At 70.8% G+C, this 18,927-nt stretch carries 25 protein-coding genes, 1 tRNA gene and 2 pseudogenes; 21 read left to right on the top strand and 7 right to left on the bottom strand.

The annotated features are described in order from the left end of the window. Nucleotides 1-137 (top strand): annotated as a pseudogene (locus tag J7I97_RS38060) (VapC toxin family PIN domain ribonuclease); the annotation flags it as partial. 243 nt (nt 138-380) lie between these two features. Here the strand turns inward: J7I97_RS38060 and J7I97_RS02190 are convergent. Further along, the gene (locus J7I97_RS02190) at nt 381-893 is read right to left on the bottom strand and encodes a PadR family transcriptional regulator (protein ID WP_214930614.1); all 513 of its coding nucleotides are present in this window, start codon (nt 891-893) and stop codon (nt 381-383) included. A 91-nt stretch (nt 894-984) separates the two neighbouring features. Here J7I97_RS02190 and J7I97_RS02195 point away from each other — a divergent pair, with 91 nt between their 5' ends. The 7 genes and pseudogenes from J7I97_RS02195 to J7I97_RS02220 all read left to right on the top strand — a co-directional run bounded on the left by J7I97_RS02195 (nt 985) and on the right by J7I97_RS02220 (nt 5,949). Next, complete coding sequence (locus tag J7I97_RS02195) at nt 985-1,539, top strand: hypothetical protein (RefSeq protein WP_214930615.1); 555 nt, start codon at nt 985-987, stop codon at nt 1,537-1,539. Further along, nucleotides 1,536-1,766, top strand: a pseudogene (locus J7I97_RS02200) (carotenoid oxygenase family protein); the annotation flags it as partial. The gene J7I97_RS02195 and the pseudogene J7I97_RS02200, both read left to right, overlap by 4 nt. After that, on the top strand, nt 1,766-2,368 hold the full coding sequence (locus tag J7I97_RS38065; protein WP_251058431.1) for a hypothetical protein: 603 nt from the start codon (nt 1,766-1,768) through the stop codon (nt 2,366-2,368). The pseudogene J7I97_RS02200 and the gene J7I97_RS38065, both read left to right, overlap by 1 nt. Next, nucleotides 2,365-2,784 (top strand): sigma factor, encoded by a 420-nt coding sequence (locus J7I97_RS40145; RefSeq protein WP_374195431.1) that lies wholly within the window; start codon nt 2,365-2,367, stop codon nt 2,782-2,784. The genes J7I97_RS38065 and J7I97_RS40145 overlap by 4 nt, the downstream gene beginning before the upstream one ends. A 154-nt stretch (nt 2,785-2,938) precedes the next feature. After that, complete coding sequence (locus J7I97_RS02210) at nt 2,939-4,225, top strand: NAD(P)/FAD-dependent oxidoreductase (protein ID WP_214930617.1); 1,287 nt, start codon at nt 2,939-2,941, stop codon at nt 4,223-4,225. Nucleotides 4,226-4,283: 58 nt separating this feature from the next. Beyond that, nucleotides 4,284-5,057, top strand: a complete 774-nt coding sequence (locus tag J7I97_RS02215) for an alpha/beta fold hydrolase (protein ID WP_214930618.1) — start codon at nt 4,284-4,286, stop codon at nt 5,055-5,057. Nucleotides 5,058-5,220: 163 nt separating this feature from the next. Continuing rightward, nucleotides 5,221-5,949, top strand: coding sequence for a hypothetical protein (locus J7I97_RS02220; RefSeq protein ID WP_214930619.1), 729 nt, complete (start codon nt 5,221-5,223; stop codon nt 5,947-5,949). 31 nt (nt 5,950-5,980) lie between these two features. Here J7I97_RS02220 and J7I97_RS02225 read toward each other — a convergent pair whose 3' ends face one another. Together J7I97_RS02225 and J7I97_RS02230 are read right to left on the bottom strand one after the other, a co-directional pair. Further along, the gene (locus J7I97_RS02225) at nt 5,981-6,400 is read right to left on the bottom strand and encodes a molybdopterin-binding protein (protein ID WP_214930620.1); all 420 of its coding nucleotides are present in this window, start codon (nt 6,398-6,400) and stop codon (nt 5,981-5,983) included. Nucleotides 6,401-6,541: 141 nt separating this feature from the next. After that, on the bottom strand, nt 6,542-7,183 hold the full coding sequence (locus tag J7I97_RS02230) for a hypothetical protein (protein ID WP_214930621.1): 642 nt from the start codon (nt 7,181-7,183) through the stop codon (nt 6,542-6,544). A gap of 474 nt (nt 7,184-7,657) precedes the next feature. Between J7I97_RS02230 and J7I97_RS39775 the strand changes: the two genes are divergently transcribed. After that, a complete protein-coding gene (locus J7I97_RS39775; RefSeq protein WP_308365577.1) occupies nt 7,658-7,999 on the top strand; it encodes a hypothetical protein in 342 nt (113 codons plus the stop codon). Nucleotides 8,000-8,276: 277 nt separating this feature from the next. Here J7I97_RS39775 and J7I97_RS02240 read toward each other — a convergent pair whose 3' ends face one another. Next, nucleotides 8,277-9,101: a VOC family protein gene (locus J7I97_RS02240; RefSeq protein WP_214930622.1), complete on the bottom strand. Its 825-nt coding sequence runs from the start codon at nt 9,099-9,101 to the stop codon at nt 8,277-8,279. A 100-nt stretch (nt 9,102-9,201) separates the two neighbouring features. Between J7I97_RS02240 and J7I97_RS02245 the strand changes: the two genes are divergently transcribed. Both J7I97_RS02245 and J7I97_RS02250 read left to right on the top strand, forming a co-directional pair. Then, nucleotides 9,202-9,801 (top strand): HhH-GPD-type base excision DNA repair protein, encoded by a 600-nt coding sequence (locus J7I97_RS02245; RefSeq protein WP_214930623.1) that lies wholly within the window; start codon nt 9,202-9,204, stop codon nt 9,799-9,801. Nucleotides 9,802-9,860: 59 nt separating this feature from the next. Further along, nucleotides 9,861-10,334 carry a cupin domain-containing protein gene (locus J7I97_RS02250; protein WP_214930624.1) on the top strand — a complete coding sequence of 158 codons (474 nt, stop codon included), beginning with the start codon at nt 9,861-9,863 and terminating at the stop codon, nt 10,332-10,334. On the opposite strand, the gene opcA is transcribed toward J7I97_RS02250, so the two are convergent. Beyond that, nucleotides 10,283-11,215: a glucose-6-phosphate dehydrogenase assembly protein OpcA gene (gene opcA / locus J7I97_RS02255; RefSeq protein WP_214930625.1), complete on the bottom strand. Its 933-nt coding sequence runs from the start codon at nt 11,213-11,215 to the stop codon at nt 10,283-10,285. The genes J7I97_RS02250 and opcA overlap by 52 nt on opposite strands. 124 nt (nt 11,216-11,339) lie before the next feature. After that, entirely contained in the window at nt 11,340-11,480 is a 141-nt protein-coding gene (locus tag J7I97_RS02260) for a hypothetical protein (RefSeq protein ID WP_214930824.1), read from the bottom strand. An 88-nt stretch (nt 11,481-11,568) separates the two neighbouring features. Here J7I97_RS02260 and J7I97_RS02265 point away from each other — a divergent pair, with 88 nt between their 5' ends. Together J7I97_RS02265 and J7I97_RS02270 are read left to right on the top strand one after the other, a co-directional pair. After that, nucleotides 11,569-11,865: a type II toxin-antitoxin system VapB family antitoxin gene (locus J7I97_RS02265; protein WP_030010424.1), complete on the top strand. Its 297-nt coding sequence runs from the start codon at nt 11,569-11,571 to the stop codon at nt 11,863-11,865. A gap of 221 nt (nt 11,866-12,086) precedes the next feature. Further along, on the top strand, nt 12,087-12,701 hold the full coding sequence (locus J7I97_RS02270; protein WP_214930807.1) for a LytR C-terminal domain-containing protein: 615 nt from the start codon (nt 12,087-12,089) through the stop codon (nt 12,699-12,701). 160 nt (nt 12,702-12,861) lie between these two features. Here J7I97_RS02270 and upp read toward each other — a convergent pair whose 3' ends face one another. Next, complete coding sequence (gene upp, locus J7I97_RS02275) at nt 12,862-13,497, bottom strand: uracil phosphoribosyltransferase (RefSeq protein ID WP_214930626.1); 636 nt, start codon at nt 13,495-13,497, stop codon at nt 12,862-12,864. A gap of 173 nt (nt 13,498-13,670) precedes the next feature. Here upp and J7I97_RS02280 point away from each other — a divergent pair, with 173 nt between their 5' ends. The 8 genes from J7I97_RS02280 (at nt 13,671) to J7I97_RS02315 (ending at nt 18,744) form a co-directional block, all read left to right on the top strand. Continuing rightward, nucleotides 13,671-14,627 (top strand): universal stress protein, encoded by a 957-nt coding sequence (locus tag J7I97_RS02280; protein WP_214930627.1) that lies wholly within the window; start codon nt 13,671-13,673, stop codon nt 14,625-14,627. A gap of 182 nt (nt 14,628-14,809) precedes the next feature. Further along, complete coding sequence (locus tag J7I97_RS02285; RefSeq protein WP_251058408.1) at nt 14,810-15,013, top strand: hypothetical protein; 204 nt, start codon at nt 14,810-14,812, stop codon at nt 15,011-15,013. Nucleotides 15,014-15,319: 306 nt separating this feature from the next. Then, nucleotides 15,320-15,868 (top strand): hypothetical protein, encoded by a 549-nt coding sequence (locus tag J7I97_RS02290; protein WP_214930808.1) that lies wholly within the window; start codon nt 15,320-15,322, stop codon nt 15,866-15,868. A 113-nt stretch (nt 15,869-15,981) separates the two neighbouring features. Then, nucleotides 15,982-16,410, top strand: a complete 429-nt coding sequence (gene tadA / locus J7I97_RS02295; RefSeq protein WP_251058419.1) for a tRNA adenosine(34) deaminase TadA — start codon at nt 15,982-15,984, stop codon at nt 16,408-16,410. 75 nt (nt 16,411-16,485) lie between these two features. Further along, a tRNA-Ser gene (locus J7I97_RS02300) sits at nt 16,486-16,572 on the top strand. 197 nt (nt 16,573-16,769) lie between these two features. Beyond that, a complete protein-coding gene (locus J7I97_RS02305) occupies nt 16,770-17,066 on the top strand; it encodes a hypothetical protein (protein WP_214930629.1) in 297 nt (98 codons plus the stop codon). Between the two features lie 373 nt (nt 17,067-17,439). After that, the gene (locus tag J7I97_RS02310; RefSeq protein WP_214930630.1) at nt 17,440-17,601 is read left to right on the top strand and encodes a hypothetical protein; all 162 of its coding nucleotides are present in this window, start codon (nt 17,440-17,442) and stop codon (nt 17,599-17,601) included. Between the two features lie 264 nt (nt 17,602-17,865). Then, on the top strand, nt 17,866-18,744 hold the full coding sequence (locus tag J7I97_RS02315) for an RNA polymerase sigma factor SigF (protein ID WP_308369214.1): 879 nt from the start codon (nt 17,866-17,868) through the stop codon (nt 18,742-18,744). The last annotated feature ends 183 nt before the right edge of the window (nt 18,745-18,927 follow it).

An 18,927-nucleotide genomic window follows, 5' to 3' on the forward strand; every position in this document is an offset into this window, starting at 1 on the left:
GCGCAGTGGATCTCGTGGTCGCCGCAACAGCGGAGCTCCAGGGCCTCACTCTCCTGCACCGCGACCACGACTTCGAATGCATCGCCGCCGTGACCGGGCAGCCCCTCCAGTGGTACGGCCCAGAGGGCGGCAAGTAGGGCCTGTGGTTGCAGTTCTGGTTGCGTTCGCCTCCGTCCGGGTGCGTTCGGACTAAGGCCACGAAAGCACTCCGACGCAGGTCAGGACGGGTACGGGCCCAGCCGGACGGGCGTACGAAATCTCGTATCCTCCGCCAGTGCCTCACCGGGCACTTGAAGGCCCCGACCGGGAAACACGCCCCGGGGCCTTCTGCGTTCCCCCGTTTCGCTTTTCGGCTGACAGCGTTGGGCCGCGAACCGCCGCTACCGGATCTGGTCGGCCGCCCACTCGGCCCACTCCCGGCGCATGGCATTGAACCGCAGGCCGTACTCCAGGGCGATCTTGCCGTGGACCGACAGGGGGTCTTCGCCCCAGTCGATGGACTCGTCCAGTCGGCGCAGGCTCTCGTACTCCTGCTCGGACAGCTCCATCAGCTCGGCGAGATAGCCCCGCGCCTGCTCGGGGGTGAGCACGCCGAGGAAGAAGACCCTCAGCAGGACATCGCTGCGGGTGTTGCGCTGCGGCTTGGTCTCGGTCAGCCAGTGACGCAGTTCGGCCAGCCCCTCGTCGGTGAGGGTGTACTCCTTGCGCCCGCGCGGGCCCTCCGCCGAGACGCTGATCATCCCGGCGTCGGCGAGCTTGGACAGCTCTGTGTACATCTGGCTCTGGGTGGCGGGCCAGACGTTGGCCAGCGAGGTTTCGAAGCGCTTGAGCAGGTCATATCCGCTGGCCGGGCGCTCTGACAGGAGTCCGAGAAGGGCGTGTCGAAGGCTCATACCCCTCACCTTACATTCCATCCTTGACATGTCAGCAATGGAACGTCTAGTTTCGACATGTCAGAACAGGAATATCACCCGGGGGTTTCCGATGTCGTACGTACGCACCTTCCTTCCGTGGATCGTCTTCGCGGTGCTTCCGTCCGGCCAGTGGCAGTGGGCCGCGCTCGCCGGTCTCGTGGCGGCGGTGGCGGTGACCGTCCAGCAGCGCCGGGCCGGGGTCGGCTACGACGCGCTGATCATCGAGCTCGGCTCGGCGGTCTTCTTCGCGGCCCTGACGGTCATCGCCTTCGCCAACCCGCACTCGGGCGTGCACGACTACTCGGCAGCCCTCTCCTCGGCCACCCTGGCCCTCATTGCCGGGATCTCACTGCTCGTGGGCAAGCCGTTCACTCTGGGCATCGCCAAGCGCAGCACCCCCCGCGAAGTCTGGGGCCTGGGGCCGTTCATCCGGACCAACGTCGTCATCACCGCTGTGTGGACCGCGGCCTTCACGGTTACGGCTGCCGCGCTCGCGGCCCTCGCCCACGCCGGCAACGGCCACTCGATGCCTGCCACGCTCGTCCAGGCCGCCGGGTTCGTCGTCCCGATGCTCTTCACCGTCCGCTACGTCGCCGCCATGCAGGCCAAGGCCGGTGCCCGATGAACACCCCACGGCACCTCGCGGGCAACTACGCCCCGGTCGGCGAAGAACTGACCGCGCATGACCTGCCCGTCACGGGGCAGATCCCGGCCGAGCTGACCGGCTGGTACCTGCGCAACGGGCCCAACCCGGCGGACGCCGCCTCCGGCCACTGGTTCTTCGGAGACGGCATGGTCCACGGGGTCCGGCTGGCGGGCAGGCCGTCTCGTACCGCAACCGCTGGGTACTTTTGGAGAAGCTGCTGGCAGGCGCGACCTCCGAGGAGCTGCGCGCCATGCTGGTGGCCCTCGGCATCAAGCCACCGGGCACTAGGCAGCAGCGACTGGTGGCCCTGGTGGAACACCACAGCGACCCGGGAGCCGTCGCCGAAGTGGTGGCACGGGCGCCCTCGATCACACGGAAGCTGCTCGGCCGCCGAGCGGACTCCGCCACAGGGCAGCAGCAGTTCATCATGTTCGGGTCACCTGGCCCCGACCTCGAACCCGGCGCGCGATGGGCACTCGACCGGGGGCTCCTGATCGTGGACCGCCACCGGTACGGCCCCGCGCGCATGCCCGTCGAAGTCGCGCTGGCGCTGCGCGGGCCGGAATGGCACGCCCCGTTCGACCCCCTTCCGCCTTCCGCGCAGGTGGTGTCCGTGGGCCGGGGCCACGAAACCACTGCGCCGCGGGTCAGGACGAGCGTGGGCCCAGCCGGAGGGCCGCCGACGGCGGCGTGGGCGGTCGGCGGTTCGGACGTCGTAGGGCCCGGCCGCGAGCGGGGGACCGCCCGCACCGAAGAGACAGCGGTGCGGCATCGTTGGTCCAAGGCGAGCGCTGGGAGGGCACGGTGAGGGTGGAGAGCCAGGCGCATCGCGCATTCCATGAGCACCGGGGGCGGCTGCAGGCGGTGGCGTACCGGGTGCTGGGCCGGGCGGGGGATGCCGAGGACGTCGTCCAGGAGGCGTGGCTGCGCTGGAGCCGGGTGGACGCGGAGCAGGGGGGCGCGGAGCAGGTGGCCCAGACCTTCGCCATCTTCGCCCGGAAGACGGCGCGGCTGGCGGAGCAGGAGCAGCCCAGCGTGCGCCTGGCCGAGATCAACGGCGGTCCCGCCATCGTGGCGAGCGTGGCAGGGACTCCGACGAGCGTGCTGGTGCTGCATTTGGTGGACGGGGCCGTGGAGACCATCCACCTGATGGCGAACCCGGAGAAGATGACGGGGCTGGTAACGGGGCTGACGCGGGCTGATGACGGGCTGACGACGGGCTGACGGGGCTTCGGCTCCACTGAGTGCTGCGCGACCGACGGGCATGTGGCGCAGGTCACACCCCCGGCGCATCACGCGGCGCGGAGTCGTCTCGTCCGTGGGGTGACATGCCGGGGCGGCAAAGGCACCGGCGAAGCCTCACCAGGAGGTCCCGGTCATGACCACCGACGCCACCCACCGCGTACTCGTCCTCGGCGCGGGCTACGCGGGCCTGATGGCCGCGATCCGTACGGCCCTCCGTACGCGCCGGACCGGCGGTCAGGTCACCCTGGTCAACCCGTCCGACCGGTTCACCGAGCGGCTGCGGATGCACCAGCTCGCGGCCGGGCAGCCGCTGGCCGGCCACCGGATCGAGGCACTGGTCGCCGGCACCGGCATCGTCTTCGTGCAGGGCCGGGCGACCGGGATCTCGGCCGCCCGGCGTGAGGTCGTGGTCGAGACGGCGGACGGCAGCCGCGTGCTCCCCTACGACACGCTGGTCTACGCCATCGGCAGCGTCTGCGACACCACCATGGTGCCCGGCGCCGGCCTCCACGCCTGCACCCTCGACGACACGCGTTCGGCGCTCCAGCTGGCCGGCCGGCTGCCGGCCATCGCCGCGGCGGGCGGCACCGTCGCGGTGTGCGGCGGCGGCCTCACCGGCGTGGAGACGGCCGCCGAGATCGCCGAGTCCTGGCCGGGCCTGCGAGTCGAGCTGCTCAGCCGGGACGTGCCCGGCGCGATGCTCGGCGATCGGGCCCGCGGTTACCTGGAGCGGGCCTTGGAGCGCCTCGGGGTCCGGGTGCGGACCGGTGCGGAGATCACCAAGGTGCTGCCGGACGGCGTGGAGCTGACCGGCGGCGAACTGGTCCCCGCCGATGCCACCGTGTGGACCACCGGGGTACGGGTGACGCCGCTGGCCGCCGACGCGGGCCTGACCACCGACGACCGGGGCCGGATCGTCACCGACGCCACCCTGCGCTCGGTCTCCCACCCCTCGGTGTACGCGGTAGGCGACGCCGCCGCCGTCGGTCAGACGTACGGCGTCATTCACGGCACCTGCCAGAGCGGCATCCCCACGGCCGTGTACGCGGCCGACGCCATCGCAGCACGGCTGCGCGGCCGCGAGCCCGCACCGTTCCGGTTCGGCTACATCCACCAGCCGGTGAGCCTCGGCCGCCGCGACGCGGTCATCCAGTTCACCTACGGCGACGACACCCCCCGGCGCTGGTACCTGAAGGGGTGGGCCGCCGTGAAGTACAAGGAGAGCGTCAGCAGCAGCCCGGTCCCCACCTACCGCATGTCACGGCGGTACGCGATCCCCGCCCGCACCCTGTGGACACACGGCGGCAGCCACAACCGCCCGGTGGCGGCAGCGCTCCTCGGCCGGCCCGCCCACGTGGGCGGCCAGGGCGCCCGGTCGCGTGCTCTGGATCACTACTGTGGGATCGAGCGGGCGCGGTGATCCGGTGGCGGCATGACGGTCGCTGTTGGCGTAACCCCAAGGTGAGGCAGGGAAGACGATGGGCAAGTACGTTCAGCTCGGCGCCGTGAAGACCTGGTACGGGGAGGACGGCAAGGGCGAACCGCTCGTGCTGATGCACGGGGGGCTGGTGGACGCCCGGTTCTTCACGCCCAACCTCGCACCGCTGGCCGAGCACTTCCACGTCTACACGCCGGAGCGGCGCGGACACGGGCACACCCCGGATGCGGAGGGGCCGATCACCTACCAGCTGATGGCCGACGACACGATCGCGTTCCTGGAGACGGTCGTCGGCGAACCGGCCGACCTCGTCGGGCACAGCGACGGGGCGTTCACCGCGATGCTGGTCGCGATGCAGCGGCCGGAGCTGGTGAAGCGGCTGGTGCTGGTCAGCGGCGGCTTCAACAAGTCCGGTTCGGCCGAACCGGAGGGGGCCGAGTGGAACGTGGACGAGATCGCCCGGTTCCTCGGGCCGTCGTACGGCGAGGTCTCGCCGGACGGCGAGGAGCACTTCAAGGTCGTCGCGGCGAAGATCGGCGAGATGGCGGCCAGGGAACCCGACCTTCAGGCGTCGCAGCTCAGTGCCGTCGCCGCACGGACCCTGGTGATGTTCGCCGACGACGACCTGGTGACGCTGACGCACATGGCCGAGACCTTCGAGGCCCTGCCGAACGCGGAACTGGCCATCGTCCCCGGCACCTCCCACTTCCTCACCCAGGAGAAGCCCGAGCTGGTCAACCACCTGATCGTCGACTTCCTCACCCGCGAACCGGTCCCCACCATCGCCCCCATCCGCCGCGCCCCCGCCTCCTGAACCTGCCTCTGACACGGCGCGCGGCGAACTCTTGCCGTCGGAGCCAATCAATCGACACGGCAAGCCACTCGTGCGAGTGATCACCGCCCGCGACCCCCCGACGCATGCTTCGCATAGCGCTATAAAAGGGCCCGTCACGTTGATCAACTGATGGGCACTCGCCATGCTGAACGCCACTCTGCAGGTCCTTGCCGTCGCCTCTCTCGCCTCCGTCGCCGCGATCTCTCCGGCCGCGGCCGCGCCCGCTCCCGACACCGGCCCCTGCGGCCCCGTCGTCGAGTACCGGGACGCGGACTGGTTCAGTACGACGACGAACCCGTTCCTCGCCCGCGCGGTCGAGGCCGCCGCCCAGGCGGAGACCTGGCAGTGGCGCGACGACCACAACACGCTGTGGCGCGGCGACACCCGGGAGAACGTGGAGGAGCTCTTCAAGGCCGGGTTCACGCCGCGCGGCGATGAGCTGACCCCGCTGGCCGACTACATCGTCAAGGGCGGCGGGCAGAACACCGCACACCTCAGCACCAGTTGCGAGAAGTGGGTGGCCCAGAAGTTCGCCACCTACGGCACCGCCAAGACCGGTTGGGTCTACGAGATCGACGCTCCGGGCGGTATCGACGTGAACGCCACCGCCCGGAACAACGGCTACCAGTCGCCGTATCTGTGGAACAAGGAGATCGACTTCCCGGGCGGGGTCGAGGGCCGTTACATCAAGCAGGCGTGCAAGTTCCACCTGGTCAAGACGGACCCGGAGACCAAGGTGAACACGTACGAGAACCTCGGCTGCAAGGACAACCAGGACTTCGCGCCGTACCCGCTCGACACCGGGTCCGGTATCGATGCCAGTACGGGTACGGGTGCGGATACGGGTGCACGCGTCATGGCCGCGCGCTGACCAACGGCGTGATGGACGCCGGCCGTCCGGATCAGACGGTGGCGAGCGAGACCTCGGTCGACTTGATCAGCGCGACGACGGAGGTGCCGGCGGCCAGGCCGAGCGCGTCGACGGCGTCCTTGGTGATGGCGGCGGTCAGGCCGCCGCCGTCCACGTCCACCTTGACGGACGCCATGGCGCCACCGGTGGCTACGTCGACGACGGTCCCGGCGATCTGGTTGCGGATGCTGATCCCGTCGACGGCGCCGGTGGCGAGGGCCACCTCGGTGGCCTTGACCAGCGCCTTGACGGCCGAGCCCGTGGCGATGCCGAGGTCCTTGACGGCGTCGGTGGTGATGGCGGCGATGACGTCCTGGCCGCCCTCCAGCCGGACCTTGACCGTCGCCATGGCCTCACCGGTGGTGACGGCGGTGACGGTACCGGCGAGCTGGTTGCGGATGCTCAGGCTCATGAGTGGTTCGACCTCTTGGGTAGGCGCGTCGTACGGCCCGGCGGGAACCGCACAAGATCGACGCTACGAGCCATCGCGTTGACTGGCGTTCAACCCGTCGCATCCGCCACCCGGAACCACTCACACGGCTGGCCCCTGCGGTCAGACTCCCCGCCAGACGGTGACGTCGAAGGCGTAGAAGTTGCTGACCGAACCGGCCGCGCCGGGCAGGGCCCGGACGGTGAGCAGGCCGACCACGCCCTTGTCCGTGATCACACAGATCTGCGAGCCCTGCACCACGTCGGAGGACTTCAGGTAGTTGCTGTACCGGGTCTCCGCCTTACAGACAGCCTCTGCCCCCTGCTGCCCGGAGTCGAGCAGGATGATCTTGGCGGACCGGGGGTACAGGCTGGTGCTGTAGTCGTAGGAGATGCCCCTGTGGCCACTGCCTTCGGCCGGCGCCACGGCCACCGGGTCCGACATCAGGTCGAGGACATGGTTCATCGGCAGGTTGATCCGGGACTGGCCGCCCCCGGTCGTCGGCGCACCCCCGGAGGGTGACGGTGCACCGTCGGCAGGGGGCGGGGCGGCGGCCGGGGCCGTGACCGTCGCCGTTACCTGGACGGTGGCCGTGACGGTGGCGGTCGGAGCCGCGTTCCCCGCGGTCGGGGAGTTGACCACGGCCGGCAGGCCGTAGAACCCCAGCAGCAGCCCGAAGATCCCGGTGATCGCCGAGATCCAGGCGGCCACCTCACCGGCCCGCCGCGCGGTGCTCGTGGGCCCGGGCGGCGGCGACGGGGGCATGGGCGGCGGCATCACGCTCTCGGTACCGCCCGGCGACGCAACCCCCACAAGTCCCCCAACTCGCTGTCCATACCAGCCGTCCTGTCGGCGCATCATGCCCAGACCGTGCGGCAGGAGCAAAGCCGGTCTCAGTCGTTGACTCGCGGCACCCGCGCATGGCCCGGCGTTCCAGTCTCGACAGGCTCGGACAAACCGGGCGCCACCGGATCGTGCGCCACCGGGTCCCGGTGGACCGGGACCCCCTGCGCCTCGACGCTTCTTTTGCTTGGCAGTACTGAGGGAAAGAACCTGCCCTGCCCCTCCAGCCTCCCCGGACGACCGGCTCACTCACTTGGGTGAATCGACCCAACTCGACTGGATTTCATGCCGGTTGCCTGGCATATGCTCACCCCGACAACTCCAGACATACGACGGCCCCCGGCCGGGACGGCAATCCCGATCGAGGGCCTGACCACGAGAAGGCCTCTCTTCCCAATGGCTTGGAAGAACTTTAGCGCGCCCTCGCGCGCGGAGTACGGCGTACAGCACTCCAACGTGCGGCACACCCGCAACTTCACAGTGATCAGCAACGAGCTGATCCAGCACCCGCACTTGTCGGCGAATGCCCGGCTGCTCGGCGCGTACATCCAGTCGCTGCGCCCCGGCGCTGCGGTCGGTATCAAGGCCCTGGCCAAGCAGCTCCCCCTCGGGGAGAAGGCGATCAGCACCGCCCTGCGCGACCTGGAGGCCCACGGCTACCTGAAGCGGGTCGTGGAGAACGCCTCGCAGGTGCGGTCGAGGCCTGGCTGGAACGCGGCGCCACCCATCAGGCGGTGACCGCCGCCCTTGTCGCGAACCTCCCGGACAGACCCATCAACCCGCCCGGCCTGGTCGCGTACCGGCTGAGAGTCCAGCTCCCCCCGTTCCTGCCGCCACTCGCCCGTCGGCAGCCCTTCATCCCGCCGGACCCCTTCCAGACCTGCCCGAAGTGCGACCGCGCCTTCCGCAGCCCCGCCCCGGGCACCTGCAAGGGCTGTACGACCACCCCCGAATACGAAAGAGGAGCGGGGCCACCCGGTCGGTGACCCCGCCCGCCCCGCCCCGGAGGGGACGGCTACACGTCCTTCATCTTCGGCATGTCGCCCGCCGTCGTCGACATGTCGATCACCGCGAACGCCGCCCCCTGCGGATCCGTCAGCGCGGCGAACCGGCCGAAGGGGGTGTCCATCGGGCCGAACTGGAGCGTGCCGCCCAGTTCCTGCGCCTTCGCCACCGCGTCATCGCAGTTCGGGACGCCGAAGAAGACCTGGATGTACGGCGGGATCTGCGACGGAAATTCGGCGCCCATGTTCATCCGGCCCAGCACCGCGTGCTCGGGGCCGCGGCCGCCCAGACTGTAGATGCGGTAGTCCACCTCCTCCCCCTCGGGGGAGTCGGCCGTGTCCATCTGCTGGGCGGCGTACGGGAAGACCTTCGGGAAGAACGCGTCCACCTTCGCCACGTCCCGGGTGAAGACCTCCGCCCAGGCGAACGAGCCCGGCTCCGCGACCTTTTCGAAGCCCTTGTGCTCGCCCGGCTGCCATACGCCGAAGACCGCGCCGCTCGGCTCCTTCGCGATCAGCATCGTGCCGAAGCTGCCGACCTGCATCGGCTCCATCACCAGCTCGCCGCCGGCCGACTTGATCTTCTTGGCGGTGGCCGCCGCGTCGGGCGAGGCGAAGTACAGACACCACTGCGACGGCGCCTCACCGCCCGGCATCGGCGGGACCACGGCCGCGACCGCCTTTCCGTCGGAATAGGCCTGTGTGTAGTTGCCGAACTCGCTGCTGGCCTCGCCGAAGGTCCAGCCCAGCACGTCACCGTAGAAGCTCTTGGCGCCCTCCACGTCGGAGAACATGGCGTCCGCCCAGCAGGGGGCGCCTTCCGGGAACTCAGTCATGGTCGATCGACTCCTGTGTCGTGTACGACGTTCCCGACTCACGCTAGGTGCGCGGTGTGCCGACCGCGCGGGGAGCGCGGCCAGAGGGGACGCTGGAGCCATGGACAAGGACATCACCATGCGGCTGGCCCAGCAGCCGGAGGCCGACGCGCTGCTGGCCAGGAGCCCGCTCGCGGCCCTCGTCGGCATGCTGCTCGACCAGCAGGTCCCGATGGAGTGGGCGTTCGCGGGGCCGTACACGATCTCCCGGCGGCTCGGCGCGGACGATCTGGACGCGCATGCCATCGCCGCGTACGACCCGGAGGCCTTCGCCGCGCTGCTCTCGGAGAAGCCGGCGGTGCACCGCTACCCCGGGTCGATGGCGAAGCGGATCCAGCAGCTCTGCGCGTACCTGGTGGAGCACTACGACGGGGACGCGGCCGCGGTGTGGGCGGACGCGGGCACCGGCGCCGAGCTGCTGGACCGGCTCAAGGCACTGCCCGGGTTCGGCGAGCAGAAGGCGCAGATCTTCCTGGCCCTCCTGGGCAAGCGGTTCGGCGTGCGCCCGACGGGCTGGCGGGAGGCCGCCGGGGGCTACGGGCCCGCGAACGTCTACCGCTCGGCGGCGGACATCACCGGACCGGAATCACTGGCCAAGGTCCGCGCGTACAAGCAGGAGCAGAAGGCCGCCGCCAAGGCGGCGAAGCCCGCGTCGAGTTGAGGGGGGCGGGGGGCCGTGGCCGGGGCCGGCCGGGTCGGGCGGACCATAAGATCAACATCATGACCGACAACCTGACCCGCGCGGACTCCGCCGAGATCATCTCCGACGGCCCGGGCAGCGTGATCACCCTGCTCACCGACACCGACGCGCTCACCTGCAACACCGCGAGCTTCGAGGCTGGTGCGGCCGGCGCCCCGGTGCACTTTCACACCAAGGCCACCGAGTTCTTCCACGTCACCGACGGGCGGCTCGACGTACTCGTCGGGGACGAGATCCACACGCTCGGCAAGGGCGACTTCCTCACCGTCCCGCCCGGTGTGAAGCACGCCTTCGCCCCCGCCGCCGGCCACACAGCGGAGGTGTTCGTCGGGTTCACCCCCGGCATGGCCCGCTTCGACTACTACCGGCTCCTCGGCCGGGTCCGCGCGGGCGAGGCCACCGTCCAGGACATCATCGACAGCCAGCCCGTCTACGACAACCACTACGCCGAGAGCGAGGCCTGGGCCGGGCGCCCGCGCAGCACCGAGGCGTAGACCAGGTCCGCGTCGAGCCGCCGGAGCTCCTCCGCGAGCAGCTCGGCGGTGCTGCGGATCTTCAGCGCGACCCTGCGGTCCGGCCGCCCCGGCAGGACCAGCGTGGCGAGCGCCCCCTCCGGCCGGTCCACCCGGATCTCGCCGCCGGTGGTCTCCAGCCGGACCGTGGTGATGACGGGCCCGGCGGTGGTCACCCGGGCCACCGCGACCCCGAGCCGGTCCTCCAGCCAGCGGGCCAGCAGCTCGGCGCTCGCGTTGTCGGCCTCGCTCTCGACCGCCGCGCCCGTCACAGGCAGCGGCTTCTGGTCCAGGGCGGCGGCCAGCAACGCCCGCCACGGCGTGAGCCGCGTCCAGGTCAGATCGGTGTCGCCCGGGGCGTACGCGGCGGCCCGCTCGGCCAGCAGCCCGACCGGGTCCGCCCCGGCCTCGGCGTCCGTGATGCGGCGCTGCGCCAGCGCGCCCAGCGGATCCCGGGCCGGGTCGGCCGGGGCTTCGGCCGGCCACCACGCCACCACCGGCGCGTCCGGCACCAGCAGCGGCAGCACCACGGAGCCCGCCTGCTCGGTGAGCGCCCCGTGCAGCCGCAGCAGCACGATCTCCCCGGACCCGGCGTCCGCGCCCACGCGCAGTTCGGCGTCGAGCCGGTGCTGCCGGAGCCGGTGCGTGCCTCGCGAGGTCCTCTTGATCACCGCGATGATCCGGCAGGGGTGCTCGCGCGAGGCCTCGGAAGCCGCCCGGACGGCGTCGTAGGCGTTCTCCTCGTCGGTGACGACGACCAGCGTCAGCACCAGCCCCATGGTGGGGGTGCCGACGGCGCGGCGGGCTTCGAGGAGGGCCCGGTCGATCTTGCTGGACGTGGTGTCGGTGAGTTCGGTCCGCATGACACCGAGTCTGTCAGCGCTTGACGTGGCACCGACACCCGGTTCGCCGGATTCCTGTCGGCGCCTTCCTGTCGGCGCCTTCCTGCCCGCGCCTTCCTACCCGCGCCTTCCTGCCCGCGCCTTCCTATCGGCGCCTTCCTATCTGGTGGCCGGGCAGGCAACCGCCGTCCCACAGCAGGGCTCCCAGGTCGAGGGCAGGTCCTGTGAAGGCGTACCCGGCGGTGATCCGGTCGGCCGCAGACGCGGGGTCGGTGCTCTCGTTCATGCATCCCTCCCGAAATAGCACTAGTTGCCACTTTTGCACCGTCGGAGCAAGGCTGCGCCCGCAGGCACCGGCCCGGTAGGCTTTCCGTGTGATCTTCAAGCGCATCGGAAGCGGGCGGCCGTACCCCGACCACGGCAGGGAAACCACCCGGCAGTGGGCGGATGTCGCCCCGCGCCCGGTCCGGCTCGACCAGCTCGTCACCACCAAGGGGCAGCTCGACCTCGAAACGCTGCTCGCCGAGGACTCCACCTTCTACGGCGACCTCTTCGCGCACGTCGTGAAGTGGCGAGGCGACCTCTACCTGGAGGACGGGCTGCACCGCGCCGTGCGCGCGGCTCTGCAGCAGCGCCAGGTGCTGCACGCCCGCGTCCTCGAAATGGACTGACGTCACCGAAATGGACTGACGGGGGACTCCTCGGGCTCCGCAGGCGCCGGACGAAAGGCCCGCCACGCCGGTCGGCGGGCCTTCGCACGCCCTGTGACAGGCTCCCGCTTCGCGCCTATTGCGCCTTTCGGGTCAGTCTTGCCCTATCAACAGATCATTTAGTAGGCATCGACTCCGGGCCGCACTACGCTGCGCCCATGAGCATGCTCACTCCCCCCGGCATGGGCGGCAAATACCGCGTCACGGGAGCCGCCTACCCCCGCATGAGCCGTCCGCGGCACCGTCGTCGCATCGTCTTCGCCGTGCTCGGCTCGGTCCTCGCGCTCGCCCTGCTCGGCTACGGGGCACTGCAGCTCATCGACGTGTTCGGCGGCAACACCGCCAAGCGGAACACGGCCGCGGGCACCAAGGACTGTCCGACCGCGGCCCCCAAGGCCGGCCCCGCCGCCTCCGCGAAACCGGCGGTCGCGCTCCCGCCGCCCGCCGAGATCACGGTCAACGTCTACAACGCGACCCCGCGCGCGGGCCTGGCCAAGGCCGTCGGCGACGAACTGCGCAAACGCGGCTTCGCCATCGGCCACGTGGGCAACGCCCCCGCCGACTTCGACAAGAAGGTCCCCGGCACCGGGATACTGCTCGGCTCCCCGAAGACCGACAAGGAGGCCTTCTCCGTGCTCGGCACCCAGCTCGCCGGCACGACGCAGCAGGCCGACACCCGCGAGACCGACGACATCGACCTGATCCTCGGCGACTCGTTCAAGGAGCTCAGCACCAAGGAGGACGCGGACAAGGCGCTGGCCGTACTGGCCAACCCCGCGCCCGCCCAGAAGTGCTGATCCAGGTGATGCGGCTGGTCAGGCTGATCCGCCTGACCAGCGGATCCGGCTGATCCAGCTGATCCGGCCGGCCTGCTCGGCCGATCCGGACAGCCTGCTCGGCCGATCCGGCGTGCCTACTCGGCCGATCCGGCGTGCCTACTCGGCCGATCCGGCGTGCCTACTCGGCCGAGCCGTACATGCGGTCGCCCGCGTCGCCCAGGCCCGGCACGATGTAGCCCTGCTCGTTGAGGCGCTCGTCCACGGCGGCCGTCACCACCGTCACCGGCGTGCCCGCGAGCTCGCGCTCCATCACCTCGACGCCCTCGGGCGCGGCCAGCAGCACCACGGCGGTGACATCGTCGGCGCCACGCTTGATGAGCTCCTGGATGGCCGCGACCAGCGTGCCGCCGGTGGCGAGCATCGGGTCGACCACGTAGACCTGCCGCCCGGAGAGGTCCTCCGGCATGCGCGTCGCGTACGTGGATGCCTCCAGGGTCTCCTCGTTGCGGACCATGCCGAGGAAGCCCACCTCGGCGGTCGGCAGCAGCCGCACCATGCCGTCCAGCATGCCCAGGCCGGCCCGCAGGATCGGCACGACCAGCGGGCGCGGGTGCGACAGCTTCACACCGGTGGTCGGGCCGACCGGGGTGATGATGTCCGACTGCTCGGTACGCACGTCGCGGGTGGCCTCGTACGCGAGCAGGGTCACCAGCTCGTCGGCGAGCCGCCGGAAGGTGGCGGAGTCGGTGCGCTTGTCGCGCAGGGTGGTCAGTTTGTGCGCCACCAACGGGTGATCGACGACCTGCAAACGCACAACATCCTCCAAAAAACTAAAGCTTCTGGGCTTTCGAGCTGCGACCAGCGAAAAAACGGCCGCAAACGCGACCCACACCCAAAAGGCTACGCGGTGAGCGCACCCCTCCGCGTACGAACCTGTCGGCCGAACCTGGGGATGCGGCCCGCCCCGATGCCCAGCACCCTTGGTTGATGAGCAACGGACTGGTCATCGCCGCCGTCGACGGATCCGAACACAGCCTCAGGGCCCTCGACTGGGCCCGCGGCGCGGCGCTCCTGCACGGCTCCGGGCTCCTGGTCGCCCATGTGCTGTCCGACAGTTCCCAGTTGTACGCGGGCCGCCGCTCCTCCCTCCACGACGCCTCCGAACCGGAGGAGTACGCCGACCCGGTGACGGACCACGTACGCACCCTGCTCGACCAGGCGCCCGAGCTGCCGCGGGACGTGCGGTACGAGTCGCTGGAGGGCTCCGTGCCGGAGGCGCTGCGGGCGATCGGCGCGGAGGCCCGGATGCTGGTGATGGGGTCCCGGGGGCGCGGCGGGTTCGCCGCCCTGCTGCTCGGCTCCAACAGCAGGGCCGTGGCCACCACCGCTCCCTGCCCGGTGGTGGTGGTCCCGCACGCGGCGCGCCACGCGGAAGCCCACCCGCAGGCCGACGCGGATGCCGACGAGGAGGCTTCGGCCGGCCGGGTGGTGCTCGGTCTGCACGCCGCGGAGACCCCCGACGACGTGGTGGCCTTCGCCTTCGAGGAGGCGGCCGCCCGGGGGACCGCCGTCCAGGTGGTCTCGGCGTACGCCGTCCCGCCCTCGCCGGTGGTGCTGCTCGACACGCCCTTCGCGGTGATCACGCCGGAGGGGCTGGCGGACGGCGGGGACGCCGTACCGGCCGAGCGGGAGATGCTGCGCTCCCAGACGGAGCGGCTGGCCGCGTTCCGCGAGCGGTATCCGGACGTCCCGGTGGAGCAGGCCGCGGTACCCGGAGACGCCGCGGGGCGGCTGGTGGCCGCCTCCCGGTCCGCGGACCTGGTGGTGGTCGGCCGTCACCATCCGCGCGTGCGGTCCCTGCTGATCGGGTCGGTGGCACACGCGGTGCTCCAGCACGCGCACGGCCCGGTGGCCGTCGTACCGACGCTCACGGCCGACGCCTGAGGTCCCACCCGACCCACCCGACCTACCCGACCCACCGGACCTATCCGACCTGTCTGACCCGTCCGACCTGTCTGACCTGCACGGGGGTGGCATCAATCGGGCCATCCGGGGGAAGGTGGGAGCGGGGGGACTGCTTCGCGCCGGCGGAGGAGGACGACCGGACCAGCCGGGGATGGTGGCCGATGCCCGACGTGCAGCCCAGCAAAGAGAGCGGCGACTACGAGACGCCGGAATCGCCGGAGAACGCGGCGCAGCGCAGAGCGCGGCGCGCGCAGTTCCTGCGCGACCTGCACGAGGCCCGCGAGCTGCGCGACCGGGTCCAGCCCCGACGCGCCCGCGCCGCCCGGATGCGCCAACAAATGCGGATGCGTACCTTCCGCTGGTGACGGCCGATGACCGGCGATGACCGGCGATGACCGACGCGCCGCGACACGGCCCCCGGACGGGCGGATCACGGCCCTCCGGCAGCCCGCCGAATCGCCCCGGTGTGGCCCCCGTAACCGCCCCCGTATACCCCCGCGGAGCACACGGCACGGCACGACGCAGCGCGGAAGACCTCTCGCAAAGCCGCTGTTTCTGCCACGATGCCGATTGGGCGGGGCATGAACGGTGAGCACGACGGCCGTTCCACCCCCAACCTCCGGCCGGGGGGACCTCCAACCGGCACGCCTATGACCAGTGGGAGAGTCACGGTGTATTTCGCCGCACTGCTCGCGCGCACCGAAGACGGGTGGGAAGCGAGCGACATGGAACTCGACGATGTCGAGTCCTTGAGTGATCTGATCGATCTCGCCCGTTCCGCCGCTGTCGATGACGACACGGTGGTCGCCCTCATCGAGCAGGAGGACGCCTGGTTCGGCGTCGTCCGCGTGGACGGCGAGGAGGATCCTCGGTACTTCGTATCGAACGCCTCCGCCGCCGACCGCAGCTCCTACGGCTCGATGCTGACCAAAGAGCTGCTGGGCAACGACGAGGAGGACGACGAACTCGACGAGCTGGACCTGGACGGCACCGAGGACGGCGAGGACGAAGTGATCGCCGCGTTCACCGACGAGGAAGACGACGCGGACGAGGAGGGCAGGGCCGGCGCCGAGCCGGTACCGGCCGGTCCGCTCGGCGATCCCCGGCTGCTGGACGACCTCGGGGTGAGCCACAAACAACTGATGACCCTCGACGGGGACGCCCTCTCGGAGATCGCCGAATCGCTCGGCGCCACCGAGGTGCTGGAGGCCGTCCGCTAGTGATCGACCCGCACGTGCCCCCTCCGAACGACCCTGCCTACGACCACGACCACGACCACAAACCCGACCCCGATCCCGATCCCGACCCTGTACGGGACCCCTGGCGGCCCTCCATGCGCCTCGCGCTCCAGGAGGCCGCCCGGGCGGTGCCGGCCGGCGATGTGCCGGTCGGTGCCGTCGTGCTCGGCCCGGACGGCGAGCTCCTCGCCACCGGGCACAACGAGCGCGAGGCCACCGGTGACCCCACCGCGCACGCCGAGGTACTGGCGCTGCGCAGGGCCGCCGCGAAGCTCGGGGAATGGCGGCTTCCGGGGTGCACCCTGGTGGTGACCCTGGAGCCGTGCGTGATGTGCGCGGGCGCGCTCGTGCAGTCCCGGGTGGCCCGGGTGGTCTACGGCGCGCAGGACGAGAAGGCGGGCGCGGCGGGGTCGCTCTGGGACCTCGTACGGGACCGCAGGCTCAACCACCGCCCGGAGGTGATCCGCGGGGTGCTCGCCGAGGAGTGCGCCCGGCAGCTCACGGACTTCTTCCGCGGGCTGTGACTGCGGGCGGGCACTCCGGCGGCTCCGCGGATACGGATTTCAGAGCACGGGGCACCTTGGGCTAAGCTCTCTCTCGGTAGCGTGTCCGAGCGGCCGAAGGAGCACGCCTCGAAAGCGTGTGATGGTGCAAGCTATCCGTGGGTTCAAATCCCACCGCTACCGCTCTGACCGAGAGCCCCGCCCCGCAAGGGTCGGGGCTCTCGGCGTTTCCACGCCTTGCTGGGGTTCCGCGTCTCGCTGGGGTTCCACCCCTCGCCGCGCTTCCACGCCTCGCCGGGATTCCGCGTCCCGGCCCGCCCCGCCGCGTCTCTCCGGGCGACACCCGCGTGACCGGCCGCCCGTTCCGCCGTTGTCACGGCATGACCAAGACCCAGCGCATGCTCGCCGCCATCGCCCTCGCGGGGGCCGCCGCGGGCCTCGCCGCACCCGCCGCCTCCGCCGCCCCGATGGCGCCCATCACCCTCCCGGACCTGCCCTCGGCGGCCCCCGGCATGCCGGAAGAGGCCACGCCCTCCTCGGTGGAGGAGATCGGCGAGCGGCTCACCCAGGGGGTGAACCAGCTCAACCAGCTCATGGACCTGCCGAACCAGCTTTCGCCCGTGATCGCCCCCGTGCAGCCGGTCACGGACCTGGCCGGCGCGGTCGTCGCCTCCTAAACCCTCCCAGGACCCGCGACGGGACGCGAAGAAGGCCCCGACCGGGGCCGGGGCCTTCGACGTGCGGGACGGGGGAAGTGGCATCGGGGGGACGAGCCACCTCCCCCGACGAGGACGGGACCTGCCGGCCCGGGCCGCAGTCAGGGGAATCTCGCGGCTCGGACCCCGCAGTGAGGCCCTGTCCCTCACCCACCGATTTCCTGCCAGAACCGGTGGGCTCGTGTTCAATCCTGCGCCCCGCGCAACACGGGCCCCACCGGCAAAGGGCCTGGAGCACCGGGTCATTGGTCTTTAAAGGCCGGGTGAGTGTCCAAACCCGACCGGTTAGACTCACCCGACTTTGCAGTACCGGTTGGGGAGGCCGAAACCGCTCATGGAGACCAAGAAGATCGTCATGGGCGCGCTCGTCGCCTTCGTGCTCTTCGTGATCATCACCCAGCCGGTCAAGGCCGCCGACCTGGTCCTCATCGGATTCCAGGGGATCTCGGACGCCGCCAACGCGATCGGCGAGTTCATGACCGAACTGGTGCGCTGAACCCGTACGCTGAAGCGGTTTCCGGACATCCCGGCCCCCCACTCCGACGGTGGGGGGCTTCGTGCGTTCCGGCCCCGGTCCGGCGCCACGTCCGGGGCCGTCCGCCCCGCTAGGCTTGATGCCCCAATATGCCCAACTTGCCCTCAACACGGTGATATACGGTGCTTGCACACAGTGCACATGTCTTGTGATGCTATGACCGGTTTTGACCGATGAGTTGACTGAAGGGGTGGCGTGACCGTGCCGGCCAGTACAGCGCCTCAGGTGCCACCCCAGCAGGACCCCCCGCACGCCCCGCAGGGCCCCCCGCACGACTCCCAGGTCCCACCCCAGCACGACTCCCCGGAGGAGCCCCCGGCCGCCGCCCCGAGACCGCAGAGCCGGGGCGCGGACACCCGGGCACTCACCCAGGTGCTCTTCGGGCAGCTGAAGGGCCTCCAGCCGGGCACCAGCGAGCACAACCGGGTGCGCGGGGCCCTGATCGAGGCCAACCTCCCGCTCGTCCGGTACGCGGCCGCCCGCTTCCGCAGCCGCAACGAGCCGATGGAGGACGTGGTCCAGGTCGGCACCATCGGCCTCATCAACGCCATCGACCGGTTCGACCCGGACCGCGGGGTGCAGTTCCCGACCTTCGCGATGCCGACCGTGGTGGGCGAGATCAAACGGTACTTCCGCGACAACGTCCGCACCGTCCACGTACCCCGTCGGCTCCACGAGCTGTGGGTCCAGGTCAACGCGGCCACCGAGGACCTCACCACGCTCCACGGACGCACCCCGACCACCCCCGAGATCGCCGAGCGGCTGCGGATCACCGAGGACGAGGTGCTCTCCTGCATCGAGGCCGGCCGGAGCTATCACGCAACCTCGCTCGAAGCCGCCCAGGAAGGCGATGGACTGCCCGGGCTGCTGGACCGCCTCGGCTACGAGGACCCGGAGCTGGCCGGGGTCGAGCACCGCGACCTCGTCCGGCACCTCCTCGTACAGCTGCCCGAGCGCGAGCAGCGGATCCTTCTCCTGCGGTACTACAACAACCTGACGCAGTCGCAGATCAGCGCGGAGCTGGGGGTATCCCAGATGCACGTGTCCCGGCTGCTCGCCCGGAGCTTCGCCCGGCTGCGATCCGCAAACAGGATCGAGGCTTAACCGGAACGAGTGGAGATCACTCCCTCGTTTCCGGCAGAACGGGCTCATTCCGCTCTGTCGCTGGAGATATATGTCGACATGGCGCTACAGCGTGTTGCCGACATGTGACATTCTGCTGGAACCGCGTTTGCCGCAGCCCCGCCTCCGGTATTCAGGTGGAGGCTGCGTTCCTCCGACGGGCGC

It is taken from the genome of Streptomyces sp. ISL-87 (genome assembly GCF_018614095.1).
Classification (GTDB): Bacteria; Actinomycetota; Actinomycetes; order Streptomycetales; family Streptomycetaceae; genus Streptomyces.